The sequence below is a fragment of the SAR86 cluster bacterium genome, from assembly GCA_023703575.1.
In the GTDB taxonomy this organism is placed as follows: domain Bacteria; phylum Pseudomonadota; class Gammaproteobacteria; order Magnimaribacterales; family Magnimaribacteraceae; genus Magnimaribacter.
Map to the genome: position 1 here is coordinate 505,245 of CP097969.1, position 19,757 is coordinate 525,001.

A 19,757-nucleotide genomic window follows, 5' to 3' on the forward strand; every position below is an offset into this window, starting at 1 on the left:
TCTATACTTTTTTAACTATTTCCCCGTCGGACAAAAAGATTTTTTTATTTGCTATTTGATCAATAACCCATGGATAAAGTTCATGCTCTAATTCATGGATAGCTCTTTGCAGTTCTTCTATATCTTTTGTTTCTACTTTTAAACTCGATTGGGCACATATTGGCCCTCCATCTAACGTATTGTCAACAAAATGAACTGTAACGCCATGATATTCTTCATTATTTTCTAATACTCTTCTATGAGTATCTAGGCCTTTGTATTTAGGTAATAAGGAGGGATGTATATTTATTAACTTACCTAAGTATTTATTTACAAATAGAGGACTAAGAATTCTCATAAATCCTGCCAGAACAACTAAATCAGGTTTGTATTTTTCCAGAGTTCCTATTAACTTCCTATCAAAGTCCTCCCTAGAAGGGTAATTAGTATGGTCTACAAAAAAATTATCAATATTTGCTTTGGAAGCCCTCTTTAATCCATGTGCATCTTTTTTATTGCTTAAAACGCAAGACAATTCAATAGTTTCGTCTGATTGGAACTTATCAATGATAGCTTGTAAATTAGAACCACCGCCCGATATAAGGACAGCTACTTTAAACTTACTCATTTAAATTAGACATATAAGATTTGCGATTCGTTCGGTTCTTTTTCTTGAACTTTTCCTATGGTTTTTGCAAACAAAGATTGATTCAAGGCACCTAAAGCATCTTCTTCATTTGATTTATTTACAGAGATTATCAAACCTACACCGCAATTAAATGTATTAATTAGATTCTTTTTAGGTATACCAGTTGTTTCCATTAGCCATTTGAAATATTTTCCAGAAGGCCAATCATCAAAGTCATGTTTAATAATAGCCTTTTGATTTTCTCCAAGCATACGTGGAATATTCTCATCGAATCCGCCTCCTGTTATGTGTGCAATGGCATTGATACTTGTTATTTTTTTCAAAGCTAAGATTTCATTTACGTACACATGAGTTGGTTTTAGAAGTATGTTCCCTAGTTTTTCACGACCAATTTTTTTTTCTAGATCAATATCAAACTCATTTATAACCTTACGGATTAAAGAAAACCCATTAGAGTGAAAACCAGAGGATTCTATCCCAATTAAAATGTCATCATTTTTAGGACCTTCTATACCCAAAATTTCGGTTTCCTCAACAACACCTAGTGCAAACCCAGCAAGATCAAAACTATTTTCAGGAAAGGCACCGGGATGCTCCGCTGTTTCACCGCCTACCAAGGAACAATTTGCTAGCTCACAACCTTTTGCAATCCCTTTGATGACATCTGCAGCAGTTTCAACTTTCAGCTTATCAGTTACATAGTAATCTAAAAATACGAGTGGTTCTGCTCCGCAGACGATCAAATCGTTGACACACATAGCTACAAGATCAATACCAATACTATCAAAATTATTTAATTCCTTTGCTATTTCGATCTTTGTGCCCACACCATCTGTGCAAGTCACTAAAATAGGATTCTTTATATGTTTTGGTATTCTACTCAGAGCTGAAAAGGAACCAAGTCCACTCAAGATTTCCGGTCTTTTTGTTTTTTCCACAAAAGGCTTAATTTTATCTATAAGAGCATATCCAGCTTCAACATCAACACCAGATTTTTTGTAGCTCAATTCTTTATGTTCTTTATCTCTCTTAGCCATCGACTTAAATTAGATTTTGCTTTATTTTATCAACCTTAGGTAAATACTTCCTGATTTATTAAAGATGTTACAAAAATTAATTCTCTGCTTCGCAATTCTTCATTTAACTTGCTTTGTCAACTCACAAGAAATATTCAGCTTAAAAAAGACTTATGAATCTCAAGTTTTTATTGAGGGAACAGATCAGGTTTCAATTAAAGAGGGAATGCAACTTGCACTATCTTCACTATTAGTGACTATCAGTGGAGATTCACAAATAATAAAAGGAAAATCTATTTCCAAAATGTTACAAACTCCTGAAAAGTATATAAATCAATACAAATTGGGAACGGAAGATGAAAAAATTTATGCAAGTTTTATTTTTGAAGGGGATCTGATTAGGTCTTATTTATCCGAAAATGAATTACCCCTTTGGTTATCTAATGACAACTTAATTTTGTCTTATCTTCCATGTAAAGAGGAGAGCAATGGCATTAAATCAAAAGAAGAGTACGAGAAATGTAACAATTTAGAAAAAATACTTACTCCGTTATCTAATAAGAGAAATTCAAAAATTATAAATCCGTTAATGGATTTGATGGATATCAATTATTTTGAAGCTTTAGGATCAATATCTGCAGAAAAATTTATGAAAAGAATGTCCAGAAGATATGATTTAGATGCATGGTTACTATGCACCATTAAAGATGAATTCGGTCTTCTATTAGATAGTCCTAAATGCTTAACATCTCTAGGAAGACAGTCTTCTCCCCAAGAAGCCCTCAATTATTTATTAGATAGAGTTAATTCAAAAAAATCACTAGTTGTTGACAAGAAATTAAAGAATAAAACCTCTATAAGGATTGTCGGTATAACTAGTCTTTCATTTTTAGAAGATGTTTTGAGTAACTTGAACTCGCAAGTACTTGTGTATGGGGTTTCTTTAGAAAAGGTTGAGGGAGATAAACTAGATATTTTACTTTCACATTATGGCAAATCTGAAGATCTTAAAAACTTATTAAATATCAATGATGATTTCAAAGGAATAGATAATAGTTCTAGGGAAATAATTTCTTACAAATATAATAATAGTTAAGTCATGTTATCTGCTATCCCAAACATCATCACCTCTCTGAGATTTATTTTGGTAGTACCAATTAGCTTTTATATTTACCAAGGTAATGATCTTTTGGCTTTGATTCTTTTCATTATTGCCGGTCTATCAGATGGCTTAGATGGATATTTAGCACGTAAATTCAATTGGCAAAGCGCCTTTGGTCAATTTGCTGATCCATTAGCTGATAAATGTCTGATTGTGGCAACCTTATTAGCTCTTGCTTTTTCGGACAAACTCCCTCTGTGGTTTGTATATATAATACTTTCAAGAGATGGAATTGTACTAATAGGAGCTATGCTACATCTTCTTCTATTCAATAATAAACAAGCTCTTTCTAATAGATGGGGAAAACATTACACAGGATGGACAATAGCGTTATTTATTATTCTTTTAGTTCAATCTGCTTTCCAAATTTTACCTTTTTACTTTGCATGGATAGCTATGTCTGGGGTGATAATTTTTACATTATTAAGTCTTTTTTATTACTTTAAAAGCGAGGGCAAATTAATTTTTAAACAATTTTTATGAGCAAATCACCAGATCAGCTTAGTCTAAACATCAAACTTGATGATACTGTAAGCTTGGATAGGTTTATTGAATGCGATAGTAATAGAGATTGTTTAAACTTCCTTAAAAGTACACTACGAGAAGACTCAATCTCAAATTTATTTTATATATGGGGAAGAGAAGGGGTTGGAAAATCTTACATAATGCAAGCTTTAAATAGAGAGTTTATTAATCAGGGTAAGAGAACTTTTCACTTATCCCTCACTGATAGGAAAGTATCATCTCACAAAATCTTACAGCACCTAGAGGCCTTAGATGTCATACTGATTGAGAATATAGATAATCTTCCAAAAAGTGAGGAATGGGAAACTCAAATTTTTTCACTCATCAACAGTGCCCTGACAAGCAAAATCAAAATTTATCTATCATCTAGAATAGTTTCAAAAGATCTTGAAATAGACCTTAAAGATTTACACTCTAGATTGGCATATTTTACTGCCATCGAAGTTCCAGAGATTACCAATGAAGAAAAATTAGATGCAATATCTCAGTCATCAGCTAGAAAGGGCATTGATTTGGATACAAAAACAAAAGAATTTATTATCAACAATACTTCTAGAAGCTTATCCGATCTATTGCAACTCTTAAGCGACATTGATGACTTCTCTCTTGAGAAAAAGAAAAAAGTAAACCCATACCTTATCCGACAACTATTAAAAGTTAGATCGGGCAGTCCTCACAAATGATATAAATTCCTTTAGGATCATTAAACTGATTTATATCTTTTAGAGCATTGATTGCATTTTTTACTACCAAATTATCTTTTATGTAAGGTGGTATCACCCAACTTACATAGCCTGAAAATCTTTTCGCCAATTGCGTTCTCCAATCAACAGATTGAGTAGGATAATAGGTTGTGTATTCACTAATTTCAGCTAGCTCAGCTGCTCTTTTTATAGCCATTTTTAGATTTCCGATTTTATCAACTAAGCCTAGCTCTTTTGCTGATGTTCCGGCCCATACACGACCTTGAGCAATTTGATCAACTTGATCTATTGGAATATTTCTCGCTTCGCTAACTAATCCTATAAAACGTTTATAACCATACTCAATTTCACTTTGGATTATGTTTGATAAACCTTCACTTAATGGTTGAGTGACATCTCCTGATAGATCGATCTTTGAGGTTTTGACACCATCGCTGTTGATACCAATTTCATTAAGGGCTCTATTAAATGTTGGAAGCAAACCAAAGATTCCTATCGATCCAGTTATAGTGTTATGAGAAGCCCAGATTTCATCTGCATTAGCTGAAATCCAATATCCACCGGAAGCAGCGACATTTCCCATTGAAGCAATAACTTTTAAACCTTTTTCTTTCGCCTCTAAAAGTTCTTGTCTAATTTGTTCAGATGCAAATACTCCACCCCCGCCTGAATCGACTCTCAGGACTATAGCTTTAACATTTTCATCTTCATATGCTTCCCTAATAAGTCTTGAGGTTGAATCACCTCCAATTGTCCCTGGAGGCTGCACACCATCAACTATAGTCCCTTTAGCCACTATGACAGCTATCTTATCTTTACCTCCTAGGTCTTTTTTTTCTGAGCGAATAAGTTGAAGATACTCAAAACCAGAGATTCTGGCAAAGGATTTCTTGTCTTCAGATTCACCAAATAATTCTCTGAGATAAGATCTTGTTTTTGTTCTTGGTAATAACTTATCTACCAACCCATAATCAAGGAAAGCTTCAGATGTAGAGCCACTTTTATCTGTTAAAACCTTATCAGCATTATCAACTAGGTACTGAATCTCATCGGACGTCATCTCGCGATTCTTTGAAACTTCATCTTTATAAGAGTCCCAAAGAACATTTAAATAAGCCAAATTAGCTTCTTTAGCTTCTTTAGACATTTTATTATCAAGATATGGTTCTACTGCAGATTTATAAGTACCTACTCTGAAAACATTAAAATCTATTTTGATCTTATCGAGAAAAGATTTAAAGAATAATCTACTGCGTCCAAATCCATCTAAGCCAACCAATCCATCATTATTCATGATTATCTCATCGGAAAATGACGCAAGATAATAACCACTTCTAGAATAATAATCCCCAACAGCGATTATCGTCTTATCTGCATCCTTAATTTTTTGCAAAGCAACTCCGACATCATATAAAACTGCCTGACCGGTTTCATCCATATTATCTAAGTTTAATAAGACATTCTGTACTCTTTCATCTATGGCTGCCGATTCCAGAACTTCCAGTAAGTCCCCAACATACAATTCCCTTGGTAAATTACCGCTAAATTGATCGATAGGATCATTTGTACCTGTAATTTGTTCAACAATTGGTCCCATCGGGTTAATTACTAGTGCTTTATTAGTTGGATCTTTAAATTCATCTACAAATAAAGAGCTGATAAAAGAAAATATTGAAATGATTATGACGATTGAAAAAATTATATTCAGTGATAAAAAAAATAATTTTCCTGAAAAAAGCCAAAAAAGTGGATTACTTTTAAATTTTTCTAAGAGAGTTTTTTGTTCCATATTCCTTTTAGTTTATTAAATTTAAGACATTTTCTGGAGGTCTACCTATGATAGCTTGATTGCTTGAAACAACAATTGGTCTTTCAATTAATTTTGGATTTTCAGACATAAGTTTAATAATTTTTGAGTTGTCTAGAGTCCTGTCTTTCAAATTCAATTCTTTATATTCGACTTCACCGGTTCGAAGTAATTCTCTAGGTTCAATTCCTAAGAAATCCAAAATTTTCGTTAAATCAGATTCTGACGGTGGGTCTTCAAGATATAAGACGATTTTTGGATTAATACCTTCCTGCTTTAATAAATCTAATGTTTGTCTGGATTTACTACACCTTGGATTGTGGTAAATGGTAAAATGCTTCATAGGATAAAAAATTAAATGACATTAAAAGATCTATATTACAAGACAAAATATATTTTACTTATAAATCTTATTTTTATTTTAAGTGCTTGCTCAGAACCAGATTACAGGCTTGCTGATGGAGGTTCTGGGAAAGTGGATGACTTTTTAGGAAAGTGGTTAATCGTAAATTATTGGGCAGACTGGTGCCCACCTTGTATTAAAGAGATGCCTGAACTTGAAAATTTTTATAATGATAATAAGGCACAGGCTCTAGTATTAACTTATAACTTCGATAGACTTGAAGGTAAAGAATTGGAAAATCAAATTATCAGATTTGGTGTTAATGTCCCAAGTATTTTAAATGATCCTGGAGCATTGTTTGGATGGGAGTCTCCACCAAGCTTACCAGCTACCTATGTTCTTGATCCCGAGGGTGAGCTCATCCACACATTAATAGGACCTCAAACACAGGAGAGCCTCGAAGCTCTATTAGGGCTTTGAAAATAACTAATTAATAAATATTTCTGGATTTATTGGTATGCCTAGGAAATATACCTCCCAATGTAAATGAGGTCCTGTAACCCTTCCTGTGCTACCAACATATCCAAGTACCTCTCCTGCAATCAACGATTGGTTCATTACGACAGCCTCTTTACTCATATGAGAATAACTACTTACCAAGCCATTTCCATGATCTAGGTAAACGACATTTCCTTTATAAAAGAAATTACCGATAAGAATTACTTTACCATCTAAAGGAGTTCTAATAGGTTCTCCCTCATTGGCAGCAATATCCAAACCTATGTGTCTATTTCTAGGCTTCCCATTTATAAACCTTCTTACACCAAATTCACTGCTAGTTATACCTATTACGGGTATAACCATCTTTGTTTGCTTGAGATCTGAGGACGATAAGGTATTTTTCGCGGTCAAACCTTGTAGGTACTCTCTTTCGATTCTTTCTTGCATTGAACTTGGAGGATTGACTAAGTCTTTATTCTTTATCTGTATCCTAGATTCCCTATAAAATTTATTCTCAATACCTATCGAGTCTATAAGTTCATTATTGAGGATTACTTCAATTTTATTCTTACTATAAGTAAGCGGAATTGGAACAAGAATGTTCGCATTAAAATCGTCATCTCTACAAATCGTAAATTTGAGATTGCTCATTTGTAACTTATTCTTTAAATCTGAATCATTCGACTTCAGATAATAGTTAACTAATCCTCCTGGATAATTCTTATCCATAGGATAAGAACAGCTTTCGATGTTGTTAAGAGTAGGAAGGTTTGCACAAGATGATAATAAACATATCAATAAAACTAAAGACTTAGTCTTCATCAATCTTATTAAGTATTTGAGCAAGAATTTCTCCTTTTTGAAATCTTGCTTTAATTTTTTGATTTATGTTTAACTCTTCAGAAGAGGTAATAATTTTATTAGTATCGTCTGTCACAATTGAGTAGCCCCTGCTCAATACAGCCAAAGGGCTTACCGCCTCTAAAGTATTGATATTTTTAAGATAGCTTTTTTTGGTTTTCTCAATATTCAATTTTATGGAGTTAATAAGATTTAAATAACTTTCGTTTATTTTAGTTTGTTTAAATTTGATATCTATTTTTGGAGAAGAGGCCTTCAGTTGTGAGGTATTTCTCTCTAATCTATTTTTCTTATCTAAGGCTATATTCAACAAAAGATCTTTCATCCTTGTTTCAAAATTATCTAATTTTTGTGATGTCTCTCTCAATTTTTCGCCAGGATGTCTGATGAGAGCCATTTTAAAATCGAGCACTTCTTTTAAGGCTTCAATTTTATTTAGCAATTCCTTTTCAATAGTGTCTTTATTCCTTGAGAAGGATTCCAATAAATTAGTATGATTCTGACTTATTATTTCAGCGGCTGCAGACGGCGTAGGTGCTCTCAAATCCGAAACAAAATCGCTAATTGTAAAGTCAGTTTCATGACCAATGGCACTAATTATTGGAAGTTGAGATTTTGAGATCTCTCTTGCAACAGATTCCATATTAAAACACCACAAGTCTTCTATTGATCCGCCACCTCTAGCTAAAATAATCACATCAAAATCCACTACTTTATTGGCTCTCCTAATTGCTTTAACAATTTCTTTATCTGCCGTTCTTCCTTGAACTTGAGATTCCACCAAAGTGAGTTTAATAAATGGTGATCTTCTTCTAAGCACGTTTATGATGTCTTGAAATACCGCTCCCGTTTCCGAAGTGATTACAGCAACTGCTAAAGGAAGTTTAGGAATCAATTTTTTTCTACTTTGATCAAAGAGACCATCATTTTCTAGCTTTATTTTTAGATCTTCAAATGCTTTTAATAATGCTCCTTCGCCAAAAACCTCTATATGTTTTACATTAAATTGATATCTTCCTGAAGGTGCGTAAATACTAATATTGCCATTTAGAATAAGTTCATCCCCGATCTTAGGATCAAATAAAACACTTTGGTTTTCAAATTTAAACATGACACAACTCAAAGAGGACTTCTTATCTTTTATGGTAAAGTACCAATGGCCTGATCCATGAGCTGTGAAGCTAGAAATTTCGCCTTGTATCCAAACATTAGATAAATCCTTTTCTAATAAACCTTTAGCAAGGTTATTAATGTCAGATACCGAAATAATTTCTTGATTATTCGATGGAACTTGGCTCATGTTACAAAAGTATAACTGAAGATTTTGAACGAAGAAAAAAATATATCGAGAGATCTTGTTAAAGGTATTTTCTTATTACTTATTGGTGCTTCAATGTTGGGAGGTTCCGGAATTTTTGTAAAACTAAGTGATTCATCACCCTCATTGATAGCGTTTTATAGATCCCTCTTTGCATTGCCTTTTTTATATGCCTGGATGAAATTTGAAGAAAGAAATGATTCCGCAAAGATTATTTGGGATAAAAAGACATTTTTCTTTCTGGTATTAGGCGGATTATGTTTTGCTTTGGACATGTCAATTTGGAATTGGTCTTTGACCTTTACGTCGGTTGCTAATGCAACACTCATGGCAAATATAGCGCCAGTCTTTGTTGTTATCTTTGGTGTCTTATTTCTTGGCTATAAAATTGAAATCTTTTTTATAGTTACTTTATTGCTTGCCTTAATGGGAGTATTTCTTGTCATATTGCCAGGAGAGCAAATAATGATTTTCGGGGATTCATTGGGAATCCTAGCTGCTGTTTTTTATGCAGGATATATATTATCTATAAAAGATCTGACCAATATACTTCAACCAGCAAGAACTCTTTTTTTGGTAACAATAATAACTACTCTTTGTTTGCTTCCCATTAGCTTGATTGAAACGGACAGCTTGATCCTAAGCAAATCAGAGTTTTTTATACTCATCTCTTATGCTATTTTTTCTCAAACTCTTGCTCAAGGTTTAATTACGTCAGGAATTTCAAAAGTTTCCGCCCATTTATCTTCATTAGTACTTTTGATGCAACCTGTGGCGGCTGCATTTTATGGATGGTTTTTTCTGCAAGAGTTATTGAGCCCGTTACAAATGGCCGGGGGATTAATAGTTTTGGCTGCTATTTATTTAGCTTCAAGAGAATGAGCTAATCCCATTTAGGTTCTCTTTTCTCAAGAAAAGCTGCTATACCTTCTTGGGCATCAGGGCCGGCGAATGTTTCAGCACTCTTCTTACCTAGATATGGAAGAGCTTCATCAAAATTCATAGCATCTTGATTAACATAAGCTTCTAAACCAAATTGCATTGTTCCGGGTGCTAAGTTTGCAAGATCCGATGCTAGTCTATCAACAGCTTCATCTAATTGATCGCTAGGTACAGATTGATTAATTAAACCCCATTGCTCAGCCTTCTTAGAATCGATTGCTTGACCTCTCATACAAAAATCTAATCCAGCTCTTTTTGGCATAACTCTAAATAATCCGGCCATAACCATATGAGGCCAGACACCTCTAAGAATCTCTGGAGCTGAGAACTTAGCTTCTTCAGTCGCAATAGCATGTGTGCAATTTGTAACCATTAAAAGGGCACCTGCGTGAACTGAGCCTTGTATCTTACAAATTACAGGTTTGTATAAATGTCTAATGAGAAGACTAATATCATCAGATCCCTCTATTTTGGGCACATTTGATTCTGCCTTTTCTCGTCTGAGATCGGCTCCCGCACAAAAAACATCTCCTTCGGCAGCAATTATTACAACTCTGATTTCCCTTTCTTGCTTTGCATAAGACAATGCATAACAAATTTCATTCATCATCACATTATTAAGTGCATTTTTCTTTTCAGGCCTATTAAGGGTAATGGTGAGTACATTATTTTCTACTTTTATTTTGGTGGCTTGAAATATTAATCCTTCGAGAGATAGTTTATTTTCCATAGTCGTATTAATTTTTTAAAAAATCGGGTATTTCAATATCTTTCGCTCTCAAGTATTCACCTAAAGATTTTGCTTGGCCGTCTAGACGAGTCGAGGAGGAAACTCCATCTTGTAAGATGTCATGAACATAGAAGTTCAGTGAGAGTATATTGGGCAGTTCGTACCTATCTATTTCATATTGTTTCAGATCTGGTAATAGCTCCTTAAGCTTTTCTACTGAGAGAAATTCATATAGATATGAATATGCCTCCTGAGTTTTTGCCCAAACACCTAAATTAGCGCATCCACCTTTATCGCCGGATCTAGTTCCATAAAGGCTTCCAAATTTTGCCGTAGAAACATTTTCGTAAGATGGGACTTCATTTTCATAAGGTTGCTTTTGATAATAGGTTTCTTCGAAATCCATTTGACTAGTTGGTTCGACTTCTATTATTTTTCCTTCAAAATGAACGTTTTCTTTTATAAATTTAGAATCGATTAGAGCAGGCCAATATTGAATGTAAGGACCTGAAGGCATTCCGGATCTTCCCGTATAACCGGGTATGCTCGCCAAACCTAATTCAACTATCTTTGCACTAAAAAGTCGTCCAACAAGATCAGGATTTTGTGACAATACAGAAATTCTTAGAGATGCTTGTGCTTCTTCATTAGAAATCGGATTATCATGATCTGTCCTTATAAGTTGAATATCAACATGATCAAATTGATCCTTCCCTCCTACATTATCAAATATTAGATCTGTGACTAGTTTAGCTTTATCCTCAATATCAATTCCTGTTAATAGGATCTCTGTTCCATTTCTAAAACCGCCAGCAAGGTTTACGCAAACTTTATGAGTCTTTGGAGCACTTGACCCTCTGCATCCACTTACAAAAACTCTGTTTTCTGCCTCTTGTTCCATCTTCAGGGTGTCAAAGTGTCCAATGACATCAGGATTCATATAAGCAGGTGAACCAATTTCATATAAAAGTTGTGCAGTGACTGTACCAACAGATACTAAACCACCTGTTCCAGGATGTTTTGTTATCGTGAAACTTCCATCTTCATATATCTCAGCAATTGGATAACCGATATTGAAGAAAGAGGGGACTTCATGAAAAAAAGAATAATTACCTCCAGTAGCTTGAGCTCCGCATTCAATTACATGACCCGCAGCTAAAGCTCCGGCTAAAGCATCATAATTATCCCTAGACCAATTATATTTCCAAGCTGCTGGACCAATTACAACTGCAGCATCTGTTACTCTAGGACAGATCACTACATCAGCGCCATGATCTAGGGCTTCTTTGATGCCCCAGGCACCGAAATATGCATTTGCAGTAAGAGGCCTTTTGGAGTAATCATGAAGAGAAATACCTTTTTCCATATTAGCTAGAGGCTCATTTGCTTTTTTTAGCTCTTCAAACCTTGGAATAAGATCATCACCGTCAATATAAGCAACTTTTAAATCTAAATTTAATTCTTGAATAATTTCTTCAATTTTGTTCGCCATAGACGAGGGATTTAGACCTCCTGCATTCGTAACTATTTTTATATTTTTTTCTTGGCAAGACGCTGCTACATCTTTGAACTGCTTCAAAAAGGTACCTACATATCCTTGATCTGCTCCTCTATTCATCTTTTGGTTGTAGAGGATTGTCATAGTTAGTTCAGCTAGATAGTCACCTGTGAGGACATCAATAGGTCCACCATCAACCATGTCTTTTGCGGCCGAAAGTCTATCTCCATAGAAACCACTGCAGTTACCTATAATTATTTTATCTTTAGAGTTTGCCATTAATTTAGTTATCAACGACCATTAATAGAGCACCATTCTCTAATTGATCGTCCTTTTTAATTAAAACCTTAGTAACCTTACCATCCTCAGAAGCCTTAACTTGATGTTCCATTTTCATAGCCTCTAGAATCACGAGGGTATCTCCCTTTTTAACTTTCGAGCCTACCTTAACTTTCAGATCAATAACTTTTCCTGGCATAGGAGCAACTAAGCCTCCTGCTTGCTGCTCTGAGCCAGGTAAAGTAAATCTAGGTAAGATTTTAAATAGTACATCTCCCCAAGGACCATGGACTACAATACTGTCACTGTCTCTTGTTATCTTCGAAAAGAATCTTGAATTATTGACTTCAATATCGATACCTGAAGGAGTCCATTCAATTATTTTTGCAGTTGTTCCATTATTCACTGTAAAAGAACCATCTCTATTTGATCTGTAAGTAATTTCAATATCTTGATCAAGATAATTAAAGGTTATTTTTTGTCCAGGAAGTCGAGAATTCCTCCATCCAGTAGGTATTTCTCTTAAAATAGTTGCATTCTCTCTATTTTGACCTTGTATCCATAATGAAGCAGCTGATAAAGCATTTTCAAGAGACTCGCCGTCAAGAATTACTGCTCTTTGAGGATTAGTCTTTTCGATGAAGTCCGAAGTTGTTTTTCCATTTAAAAAGTCTTTTGATCTCAATGAAGCTACTAAAAAATCTCTATTAGTAGTTACTCCACCTATGTGCAAGCTTTCCAGGGCTAAGGCAAGTTTATTCGCGGCATCCACTCTAGTTTTGCCTTTAGTTATGACCTTTGCAAGCATTGGATCGAAATCTGTACCTACTACTGATCCTTGTTCAATTCCTGTATCCCACCTTGCATCTATATTGATGTCACTTTCATAAGCAATAAGAGTTCCAGTAGCAGGTAAAAAGTCATTAGAGGGATCTTCAGCATATAATCTGGCCTCTATAGAAGAACCTGTCCAAGTAATATCATCTTGAGAATAGCCAAGTTCTTCTCCCCTAGCAATGCGCAGTTGCTCATAGACCAAGTCCTTACCAGTAACTTCTTCAGTGACAGGATGCTCAACTTGTAATCTGGTATTAACTTCTAAAAACCAAAACTCTCCAGTCTTATCATCTACTAAGAATTCAACTGTGCCTGCGGACTCATATTTAAGCTTTTTAGCAAGCTTAATTGCTGCATCACCCATCGCAGCTCTCATCTCTGGATTAACTCTTGGAGAAGGAGACTCTTCTATGATTTTTTGATGCCTTCTTTGTATAGAGCATTCTCTTTCTCCGAGGTGGACTACATTTCCATGAGAATCCCCTAAAATTTGTATTTCAATATGCCTAGAGGATGCTACGTATCTTTCTATGAAGACTCGATCATCTCCAAAACCAGTCTTAGCTTCTCTTTGAGCTCCAGCAATAGCTTCTTTCAGATCTTTTTTATCTTCAACTATCCGCATACCTTTTCCACCACCGCCTGCGGCAGCTTTTATAAGAATTGGATAGCCAATAGAGTTTGCTTTTTTAGGATCAGTGGTCATTGGCAGAGTTGGGACACCAGCCTTTTCAGCTATATCTTTAGCTTTCAATTTATCTCCCATTGAGGTTATCACTCTTGAATTAGGTCCTACCCAAATCAAGCCTTCCTTTTGAACGGCTCTGGCAAATTTTGCATTCTCTGAAAGAAAACCATAACCAGGATGAATTGCTTCAGCACCAGTTTGTTTAGCAGCATTAATTATTTCGTTACCATTTAGGTAAGAGTCACTTAACTTTATGGCTTGATCTGCCATTCGAACAAATGGCGAATAGCTGTCGGCCTCTGTATAGACAGCAACACAAGCAATGCCCATTTCATGAGCAGTTTTAATAATTCTGCAAGCTATTTCGCCTCTATTAGCAATTAATAATTTATGAAAAGTCATAGTCTGTATACTCCATATCCAGGTGAACCCTCGATATTTCTTCCATTAACCAAAGATAGACACATTCCCAGCACTGTTCGTGTATCTCTAGGATCTATAATCCCATCATCACTAATCGCACCAGTTGCTCTTAGGGCAAGTGAACCTTCCTCTTGAGCCTTTTCAGCAAATGCAACCATTTTGGCATCTTCTTTTTCGTCAAATTTTTCTCCCGTTCGTGCAGCTCTAGCTCTACGAACTATCGACATTACTCCTGCAATTTGCTGAGGGCCCATTACTGCAACCTTTGCTGTCGGCCACAAAAAAGTAAATTTATTATCATAAGCTCTACCCGACATTGCATAAGTTCCTGCCCCGTAACTGGCCCCTAAGATAATAGTGAGATGAGGAACGGTCGAATTCGAAACAGAATTTAAAAATTGAGCTCCTCTTTTAATTTGACCAGCTTGTTCATAGTCTTTTCCTACAACAAAACCAGTAATGTTGTGTAGAAAGATAATGGGTATGTCTATTTGATTACATAACTGAACAAATTGACCACCCTTAGCAGCTGTATCTGGAAAAATAGGTCCATTATTACCCAATATACCAACTGTATATCCATGAATAGCTGCGAAACCACATATTAGAGTGGGCCCGAATAAAGGTTTAAATTCTTCAAATCTTGAGCCATCGGTAATACGTCCAATAACCTCCCTAACATCAAGAGGTCTTTTTAAATCTGGATCCACTAACCCTAGAAGATCTTCGCTATCTAGAATTGGATCATCAGCTTTCATAGTAGGTTCTTTACCTTCTTTCCTCCAATTTAAGTGAGACACAACTTCTCTTCCTATCCTAAGAGCATCCATTTCATCTTCGGCAAGATAATCAGCTAACCCTGAAACTTCTGCATGCATTTGCCCTCCACCAAGAGTTTCATCATCAGACTCTTCTCCTGTAGCCATTTTTACAAGTGGCGGACCTCCAAGGAATACTTTAGATTGCTTTTTGATGAAAATATTGTAATCAGACATACCAGGTTGATAGGCTCCTCCAGCTGTTGAAGATCCAAAAACAATTGATATAGTTGGAATTCTTAATTTTGATAGCTCTGTAACTTCATAGAAAGTTCTACCTGATTCGGCAAAGTGACCAGCACCTAATATAGTTCCAGCTGCACCTTTTTTGCCTTTGCCTCCTCCCATTCTCAAATCACCACCAGCTGACTCCACAAATTGAACATAAGGAATTTTGTTTACCCTCGAAATTTCCATTGCTCTAGACCATTTTTTTCCCGAAAAAGCATGCATTGCACCAGCCAGAACAGTAGGATCATTTGCAAAAATAACTACTTCTGTTCCTGCTACTATTCCGATACCTGCAACCGCACCCCCTCCAACGGGATAATCAGATGCGTAAGCAGCTAAAGAGCTTATCTCTAAGAAGGGTGTATCTGGATCTAAAAAGTTAGCAATTCTATCTCTAACAGACATTTTGCCTCTAGCAGCGAGTCTCTCGTGGTGATGCATTCCTCCACCAAGTTCAACATAATCAAGCAAGTCTTCAATGCCATCTAGTTTTTCTAACATAGCATCTTTATATTGATTAAATTCTTCAGATCTATTGTCGATCTTACTTTCCAGGGCAGGTGCTAATAGGGTATTTTTCATATCTTGATTGTATAATGCTCTCCAAAGCGCTATTTTAAAAATCGTCCAAAAATGGGTTACCGAATATTAACAATTGAGAGTTAGTAACAAAAGGATATTTTTATAAAATTACTTATGCAAGCCAATCGTTTCCATATAGGTATGGTCATGGAAGAGATCAATAGAAATTCTTTTGACCCCGACCTATTAAATGAATCAAAAAAGAAAGCAAAGGGTATCGAACAAATTAGTTTTGCTTACTATATTATCCTTAGAGCTGAAAAGATTGCTTCAAAAGAGGAATTTCCTCTTAGAAAATTTTGAATTTATTGAAGGTATAAAATCCTTATTTCAATTAAAAAATTATAAGAATTTATATATACTCAATAGAAGTGCTTGGAGAGAATTTATGAGTAATACTAATGAGATAAAAGAATTTGATGCTGTAATAATTGGAGCTGGGTTTGCAGGAATCTATCAACTTCTAAAACTTAGAAGGCTCGGATTAAATGCAGTTATTTTAGAAAAGGCCGATCAGGTAGGTGGGACCTGGCACTGGAATAGATATCCTGGCGCAAGATGTGATATCCCATCCCTTGAATATTCATATCAATTTGATGAAAGCTTGCAACAAGAATGGAATTGGACTGAGAAGTATTCGGCACAACCAGAGATACTAGAATATTTAAACCATGTTACGGACAGGTTTGAGCTAAGAGATGGTATTAAGTTTGAAGAAGAGGTGCAGACCGCTAAATTCAATGAAGATAATTCAAAGTGGACTGTTACAACTAGTAAAGCTAAATACCAAACAAAATTCTGTATTTTTGCTACTGGTTGTCTATCTGTTCCTAATAAACCTAACTTTAAGGGCATAGAAAACTTTGATGGAGAATTGCTTCAGACATCAAATTGGCCTCACGAAGAACAAGACTTTAGTGGTAAAAAGGTTGCAATTATTGGAACAGGATCTTCTGCCATACAGTCGATACCTATAATCGCAAATCAAGCTGAAGAACTATATGTTTTTCAAAGAACACCTAATTATTCAATCCCTTCTAATAACGGACCTATGGATAAGGATATAGAGAAGGAAATTAAATCAAGATATTCAGAATTCAGAAAAGAAAATTACTCGAATGGATTTGGTATTGCAGGTATTTCAGATGAATCTTTAATTTCTGAAACTGAGCTTGAAGAGGTGCACCAACAACTTGAAGAAAATTGGCAAAGTGCAGGTCTCGGATTTTTTGGAGGATATGCGGACATCCCTGTGGACAAAGACGCAAATAAAGTAGCCGCCGATTTTGTACGAAATAAGATTAAGCAAATTGTGAAAGATCCTGACACTGCCTCTTTGCTTTGCCCTGATTATCATATTGGTGGTAAGAGACTATGTGTAGACACAGGTTATTTTGAAACATTCAATAGAGAAAATGTTCATTTAATAGATCTGAATGCAAATCCAATAGAGAAAATCAGCTCAAATTCAATTGAAGCTGATAAAAAATATGAAATAGATACTTTGATATTAGCGACTGGCTTTGATGCCATGACGGGTGCACTTACAAATATTGATATAAGCGGAAGAGGAAATATCAAATTAAAAGACCAGTGGGAGCAGGGTGCCAAATCTTATTTAGGAATAGGTATTTCAAATTTTCCAAATCTTTTCACAGTTACAGGTCCGGGTAGTCCGTCTGTCTTATCAAATATGATGCCTTCAATCGAGCAGCACGTTAACTGGATAACTGATTGTATAGATTGGATGATTCAAAATGATAAAGCTGTTATTGAATCTTCTGAAACAGCCGAAGAAGAATGGATGGCTTTGGTAAATGAAATAGCAGATATGACAGTATTTACGGATACTAAGTCTTGGTACAACGGATCCAACATTGAAAAAAAAGCGAAGGCATTTTTGCCTTTTATCGGAGTGCCTGTTTACACGGAAATGATCGAGGAAGTAGTCAATGAAGACTATAAGGGTTTTATATTTGATAGGATGAACTAACGACTATACAAAAATATAAGTATTAAGGAGCATTGCTCCTCCCATAAATACGAGGCAAGCGGCCTGAACAATAGTAGGTATCACTACAAACATAACAAGAGGGTTAAAATTCATCTTGTTCATATAGTCTTCTTTTCTCCAGTCTTGATAAGTGCTTTCATCAGCCTGTTCTTTCACGATTTTTAATCTTGACATAATTTATATCCTCGAAAGATAGTCATCTAATCTTTCTTGATTCATCAAAAAAGTTTTTTTGTAAGACTCTGCTTTTGCTCTTATTGAGTTAATATTGGAAGAGGATTCGACTTTTATAACTCCTACCATGGCCATCATATTGTGTGGAGTGCATTGATAGACATAGACACCTTCTTTAGTCAAAGTAACTTCTATGTCTTGATTCATTGCCCCTACCCAAGGCTCGGCTCCTTCTGGAATCATACCCTCTACCGAAGAAGAATTGTGAGCTAAGTCAGTTGCAACAAATTTTACAGTGTCACCTTTATTGATGGAAAGAACTGCTGGCTCAAAAACCATCATCCCTTCCTTACCAGCATTAAGCATTTTCACAACATGTTCTTGTGAGAAGGCTGAGAGGGTATATAGAGTGAGAAATAGTGTAAATGCGAGTTTTTTCATGCTTACATTATATACTAAACTTATTAGTATGTATAAGTCATATTTATACTATATCGAAAGTTAAACCAGCTTTTTTAATGAGCCTATCAATTAACTTTTCACCCATAGATGGTGCAGGAGTATAAATGCCACCTGCAAGATCTGGACAGTCTTGAACAAGGCACAGGGCACTTTCAGCAATCATTTTTGATGTTGACCCATAACCTGGATCCATATCTCCAGTAACTCTAGCCTCTATTGATTTTTCCTCAAGATCTGCAAAAAACAAGATATCATAGTTACCTTTCTCTCTAGACTCCTTTGAAGGCCCCTCACCGGGTTGAGGTAGATTATCACCACCCATTGGATTTCCTGAAGACATTGCTTTAGCCATCTGTTCTCCTTCATCACCTTCTCCAGCGATCATCATCTCGTCATAGCAAAAATCTACGCCATATGCGTGATCAAACAATGCATTTGATCTGTGTATATTTTTGGTATTTATCGGAGCCATGACAAATGGTGACAGCCACATATTCATTTTTTCATCTAACAGAGGCTTTGAATCATCAAGCTGTGATGGCCCTTCAAATCCCTCTGTTAATGAAAAGGGATTTGCGAGTACTTTTATTAGTTCAGGTTTTTCTTTGAGAGTTGACATGGTCGCTCCTAGAGAGGCAATTGTTCCTCCGGAAAACTCTCCGTTCATCGCTTTAACTCTTCCTCTAACATGTGGAGCTGGTTTTCCAAACTTCTCCTTCGCAGCGTTTTGCACAAAATAGACCCCCAAATCAAAAGGAATGCTGTCAAAGCCACACGAAAATACAATTCTTGCTCCAGATTTTTGGGCAGTTTCTTTATGAGCATTTATCATTTCATACATCCAACCGGGCTCTCCTGTTAGATCAACATAATCAGTGCCATTTCTAGCACATGACTCAACCAATTTTGAACCATAAAGCTGATAGGGACCGACCGTAGTTAATATACATCTGGCTGATCTTGTCATCTTATCCAAAGAATCAAGATTAGAACTATCCACTTCTAATATTGATATGTCTTCATTGAGCCTTAAGTCTTTTTTTACCTCGAGAAGCTTCTCAATATTTCTACCGGCAATTGCATATTTTATAGAATGATCATTTCCATACTGATCATGCATATATTCTGCTACTAATTTACCGGTATAACCACTTGCCCCAAAAATTACTACATCAAATTCTCTATCAGACATTTTTTCTCCCTTATTCTGTGAA

20 protein-coding genes are annotated in these 19,757 nt (G+C 35.5%); 7 read left to right on the forward strand and 13 right to left on the reverse strand.

Translation table 11 applies throughout. From position 1 onward, the window contains the following. Position 1 precedes the first annotated feature (1 nt). Together purN and purM are read right to left on the reverse strand one after the other, a co-directional pair. Positions 2–607, reverse strand: coding sequence for a phosphoribosylglycinamide formyltransferase (gene purN, locus M9C83_02600; protein URQ67106.1), 606 nt, complete (start codon positions 605–607; stop codon positions 2–4). Positions 608–612: 5 nt separating this feature from the next. Continuing rightward, positions 613–1,665: a phosphoribosylformylglycinamidine cyclo-ligase gene (gene purM, locus M9C83_02605; GenBank protein URQ67107.1), complete on the reverse strand. Its 1,053-nt coding sequence runs from the start codon at positions 1,663–1,665 to the stop codon at positions 613–615. 64 nt (positions 1,666–1,729) lie between these two features. Between purM and M9C83_02610 the strand changes: the two genes are divergently transcribed. From M9C83_02610 to M9C83_02620, 3 genes are read left to right on the forward strand one after another with little or no spacing between them, the layout of a single operon-like run. Then, complete coding sequence (locus M9C83_02610; protein ID URQ67108.1) at positions 1,730–2,740, forward strand: DUF2066 domain-containing protein; 1,011 nt, start codon at positions 1,730–1,732, stop codon at positions 2,738–2,740. Between the two features lie 3 nt (positions 2,741–2,743). Continuing rightward, positions 2,744–3,289 (forward strand): CDP-alcohol phosphatidyltransferase family protein, encoded by a 546-nt coding sequence (locus tag M9C83_02615; GenBank protein URQ67109.1) that lies wholly within the window; start codon positions 2,744–2,746, stop codon positions 3,287–3,289. Continuing rightward, positions 3,286–4,014: a DnaA/Hda family protein gene (locus tag M9C83_02620; GenBank protein ID URQ67110.1), complete on the forward strand. Its 729-nt coding sequence runs from the start codon at positions 3,286–3,288 to the stop codon at positions 4,012–4,014. Before M9C83_02615 ends, M9C83_02620 begins: the two co-directional genes overlap by 4 nt. Here M9C83_02620 and sppA read toward each other — a convergent pair. Beyond that, the gene (gene sppA / locus M9C83_02625) at positions 3,989–5,824 is read right to left on the reverse strand and encodes a signal peptide peptidase SppA (protein URQ67111.1); all 1,836 of its coding nucleotides are present in this window, start codon (positions 5,822–5,824) and stop codon (positions 3,989–3,991) included. The genes M9C83_02620 and sppA overlap by 26 nt on opposite strands. A gap of 7 nt (positions 5,825–5,831) precedes the next feature. Continuing rightward, positions 5,832–6,185, reverse strand: coding sequence for an arsenate reductase (glutaredoxin) (arsC, locus tag M9C83_02630; GenBank protein URQ67112.1), 354 nt, complete (start codon positions 6,183–6,185; stop codon positions 5,832–5,834). Positions 6,186–6,200: 15 nt separating this feature from the next. On the opposite strand from arsC, the gene M9C83_02635 reads away from it, so the two are divergent. After that, the gene (locus tag M9C83_02635; GenBank protein URQ67113.1) at positions 6,201–6,665 is read left to right on the forward strand and encodes a TlpA family protein disulfide reductase; all 465 of its coding nucleotides are present in this window, start codon (positions 6,201–6,203) and stop codon (positions 6,663–6,665) included. A gap of 6 nt (positions 6,666–6,671) precedes the next feature. On the opposite strand, the gene M9C83_02640 is transcribed toward M9C83_02635, so the two are convergent. Continuing rightward, positions 6,672–7,532 carry a M23 family metallopeptidase gene (locus tag M9C83_02640; GenBank protein URQ67114.1) on the reverse strand — a complete coding sequence of 287 codons (861 nt, stop codon included), beginning with the start codon at positions 7,530–7,532 and terminating at the stop codon, positions 6,672–6,674. Continuing rightward, positions 7,498–8,847, reverse strand: a complete 1,350-nt coding sequence (gene xseA, locus M9C83_02645) for an exodeoxyribonuclease VII large subunit (protein ID URQ67115.1) — start codon at positions 8,845–8,847, stop codon at positions 7,498–7,500. Before xseA ends, M9C83_02640 begins: the two co-directional genes overlap by 35 nt. Positions 8,848–8,940: 93 nt before the next feature. Here xseA and M9C83_02650 point away from each other — a divergent pair, with 93 nt between their 5' ends. Then, positions 8,941–9,747 (forward strand): DMT family transporter, encoded by an 807-nt coding sequence (locus tag M9C83_02650; protein ID URQ67388.1) that lies wholly within the window; start codon positions 8,941–8,943, stop codon positions 9,745–9,747. 1 nt (position 9,748) lies between these two features. Here M9C83_02650 and M9C83_02655 read toward each other — a convergent pair whose 3' ends face one another. Genes M9C83_02655 through M9C83_02670 form a run of 4 tightly spaced genes read right to left on the reverse strand, consistent with a single transcriptional unit; the run spans position 9,749 to position 15,893 of the window. After that, entirely contained in the window at positions 9,749–10,537 is a 789-nt protein-coding gene (locus M9C83_02655) for an enoyl-CoA hydratase-related protein (protein URQ67116.1), read from the reverse strand. 7 nt (positions 10,538–10,544) lie between these two features. Next, positions 10,545–12,314 (reverse strand): DUF1446 domain-containing protein, encoded by a 1,770-nt coding sequence (locus M9C83_02660; protein URQ67117.1) that lies wholly within the window; start codon positions 12,312–12,314, stop codon positions 10,545–10,547. Positions 12,315–12,318: 4 nt separating this feature from the next. Then, positions 12,319–14,241 carry a biotin/lipoyl-binding protein gene (locus M9C83_02665; protein ID URQ67118.1) on the reverse strand — a complete coding sequence of 641 codons (1,923 nt, stop codon included), beginning with the start codon at positions 14,239–14,241 and terminating at the stop codon, positions 12,319–12,321. Continuing rightward, a complete protein-coding gene (locus tag M9C83_02670) occupies positions 14,238–15,893 on the reverse strand; it encodes an acyl-CoA carboxylase subunit beta (GenBank protein URQ67119.1) in 1,656 nt (551 codons plus the stop codon). Before M9C83_02670 ends, M9C83_02665 begins: the two co-directional genes overlap by 4 nt. Positions 15,894–16,040: 147 nt before the next feature. Between M9C83_02670 and M9C83_02675 the strand changes: the two genes are divergently transcribed. Both M9C83_02675 and M9C83_02680 read left to right on the forward strand, forming a co-directional pair. Next, a complete protein-coding gene (locus M9C83_02675; GenBank protein ID URQ67120.1) occupies positions 16,041–16,196 on the forward strand; it encodes a hypothetical protein in 156 nt (51 codons plus the stop codon). 85 nt (positions 16,197–16,281) lie between these two features. Continuing rightward, positions 16,282–17,886 carry an NAD(P)/FAD-dependent oxidoreductase gene (locus M9C83_02680; protein ID URQ67121.1) on the forward strand — a complete coding sequence of 535 codons (1,605 nt, stop codon included), beginning with the start codon at positions 16,282–16,284 and terminating at the stop codon, positions 17,884–17,886. A gap of 3 nt (positions 17,887–17,889) precedes the next feature. On the opposite strand, the gene M9C83_02685 is transcribed toward M9C83_02680, so the two are convergent. The 3 genes from M9C83_02685 to M9C83_02695 are packed head-to-tail and all read right to left on the reverse strand — an operon-like array spanning position 17,890 to position 19,735. After that, a complete protein-coding gene (locus M9C83_02685) occupies positions 17,890–18,081 on the reverse strand; it encodes a hypothetical protein (protein ID URQ67122.1) in 192 nt (63 codons plus the stop codon). Positions 18,082–18,084: 3 nt separating this feature from the next. Then, a complete protein-coding gene (locus M9C83_02690; protein URQ67123.1) occupies positions 18,085–18,522 on the reverse strand; it encodes a pseudoazurin in 438 nt (145 codons plus the stop codon). A 43-nt stretch (positions 18,523–18,565) separates the two neighbouring features. Then, complete coding sequence (locus tag M9C83_02695) at positions 18,566–19,735, reverse strand: saccharopine dehydrogenase NADP-binding domain-containing protein (protein ID URQ67124.1); 1,170 nt, start codon at positions 19,733–19,735, stop codon at positions 18,566–18,568. Positions 19,736–19,757 lie beyond the last annotated feature (22 nt).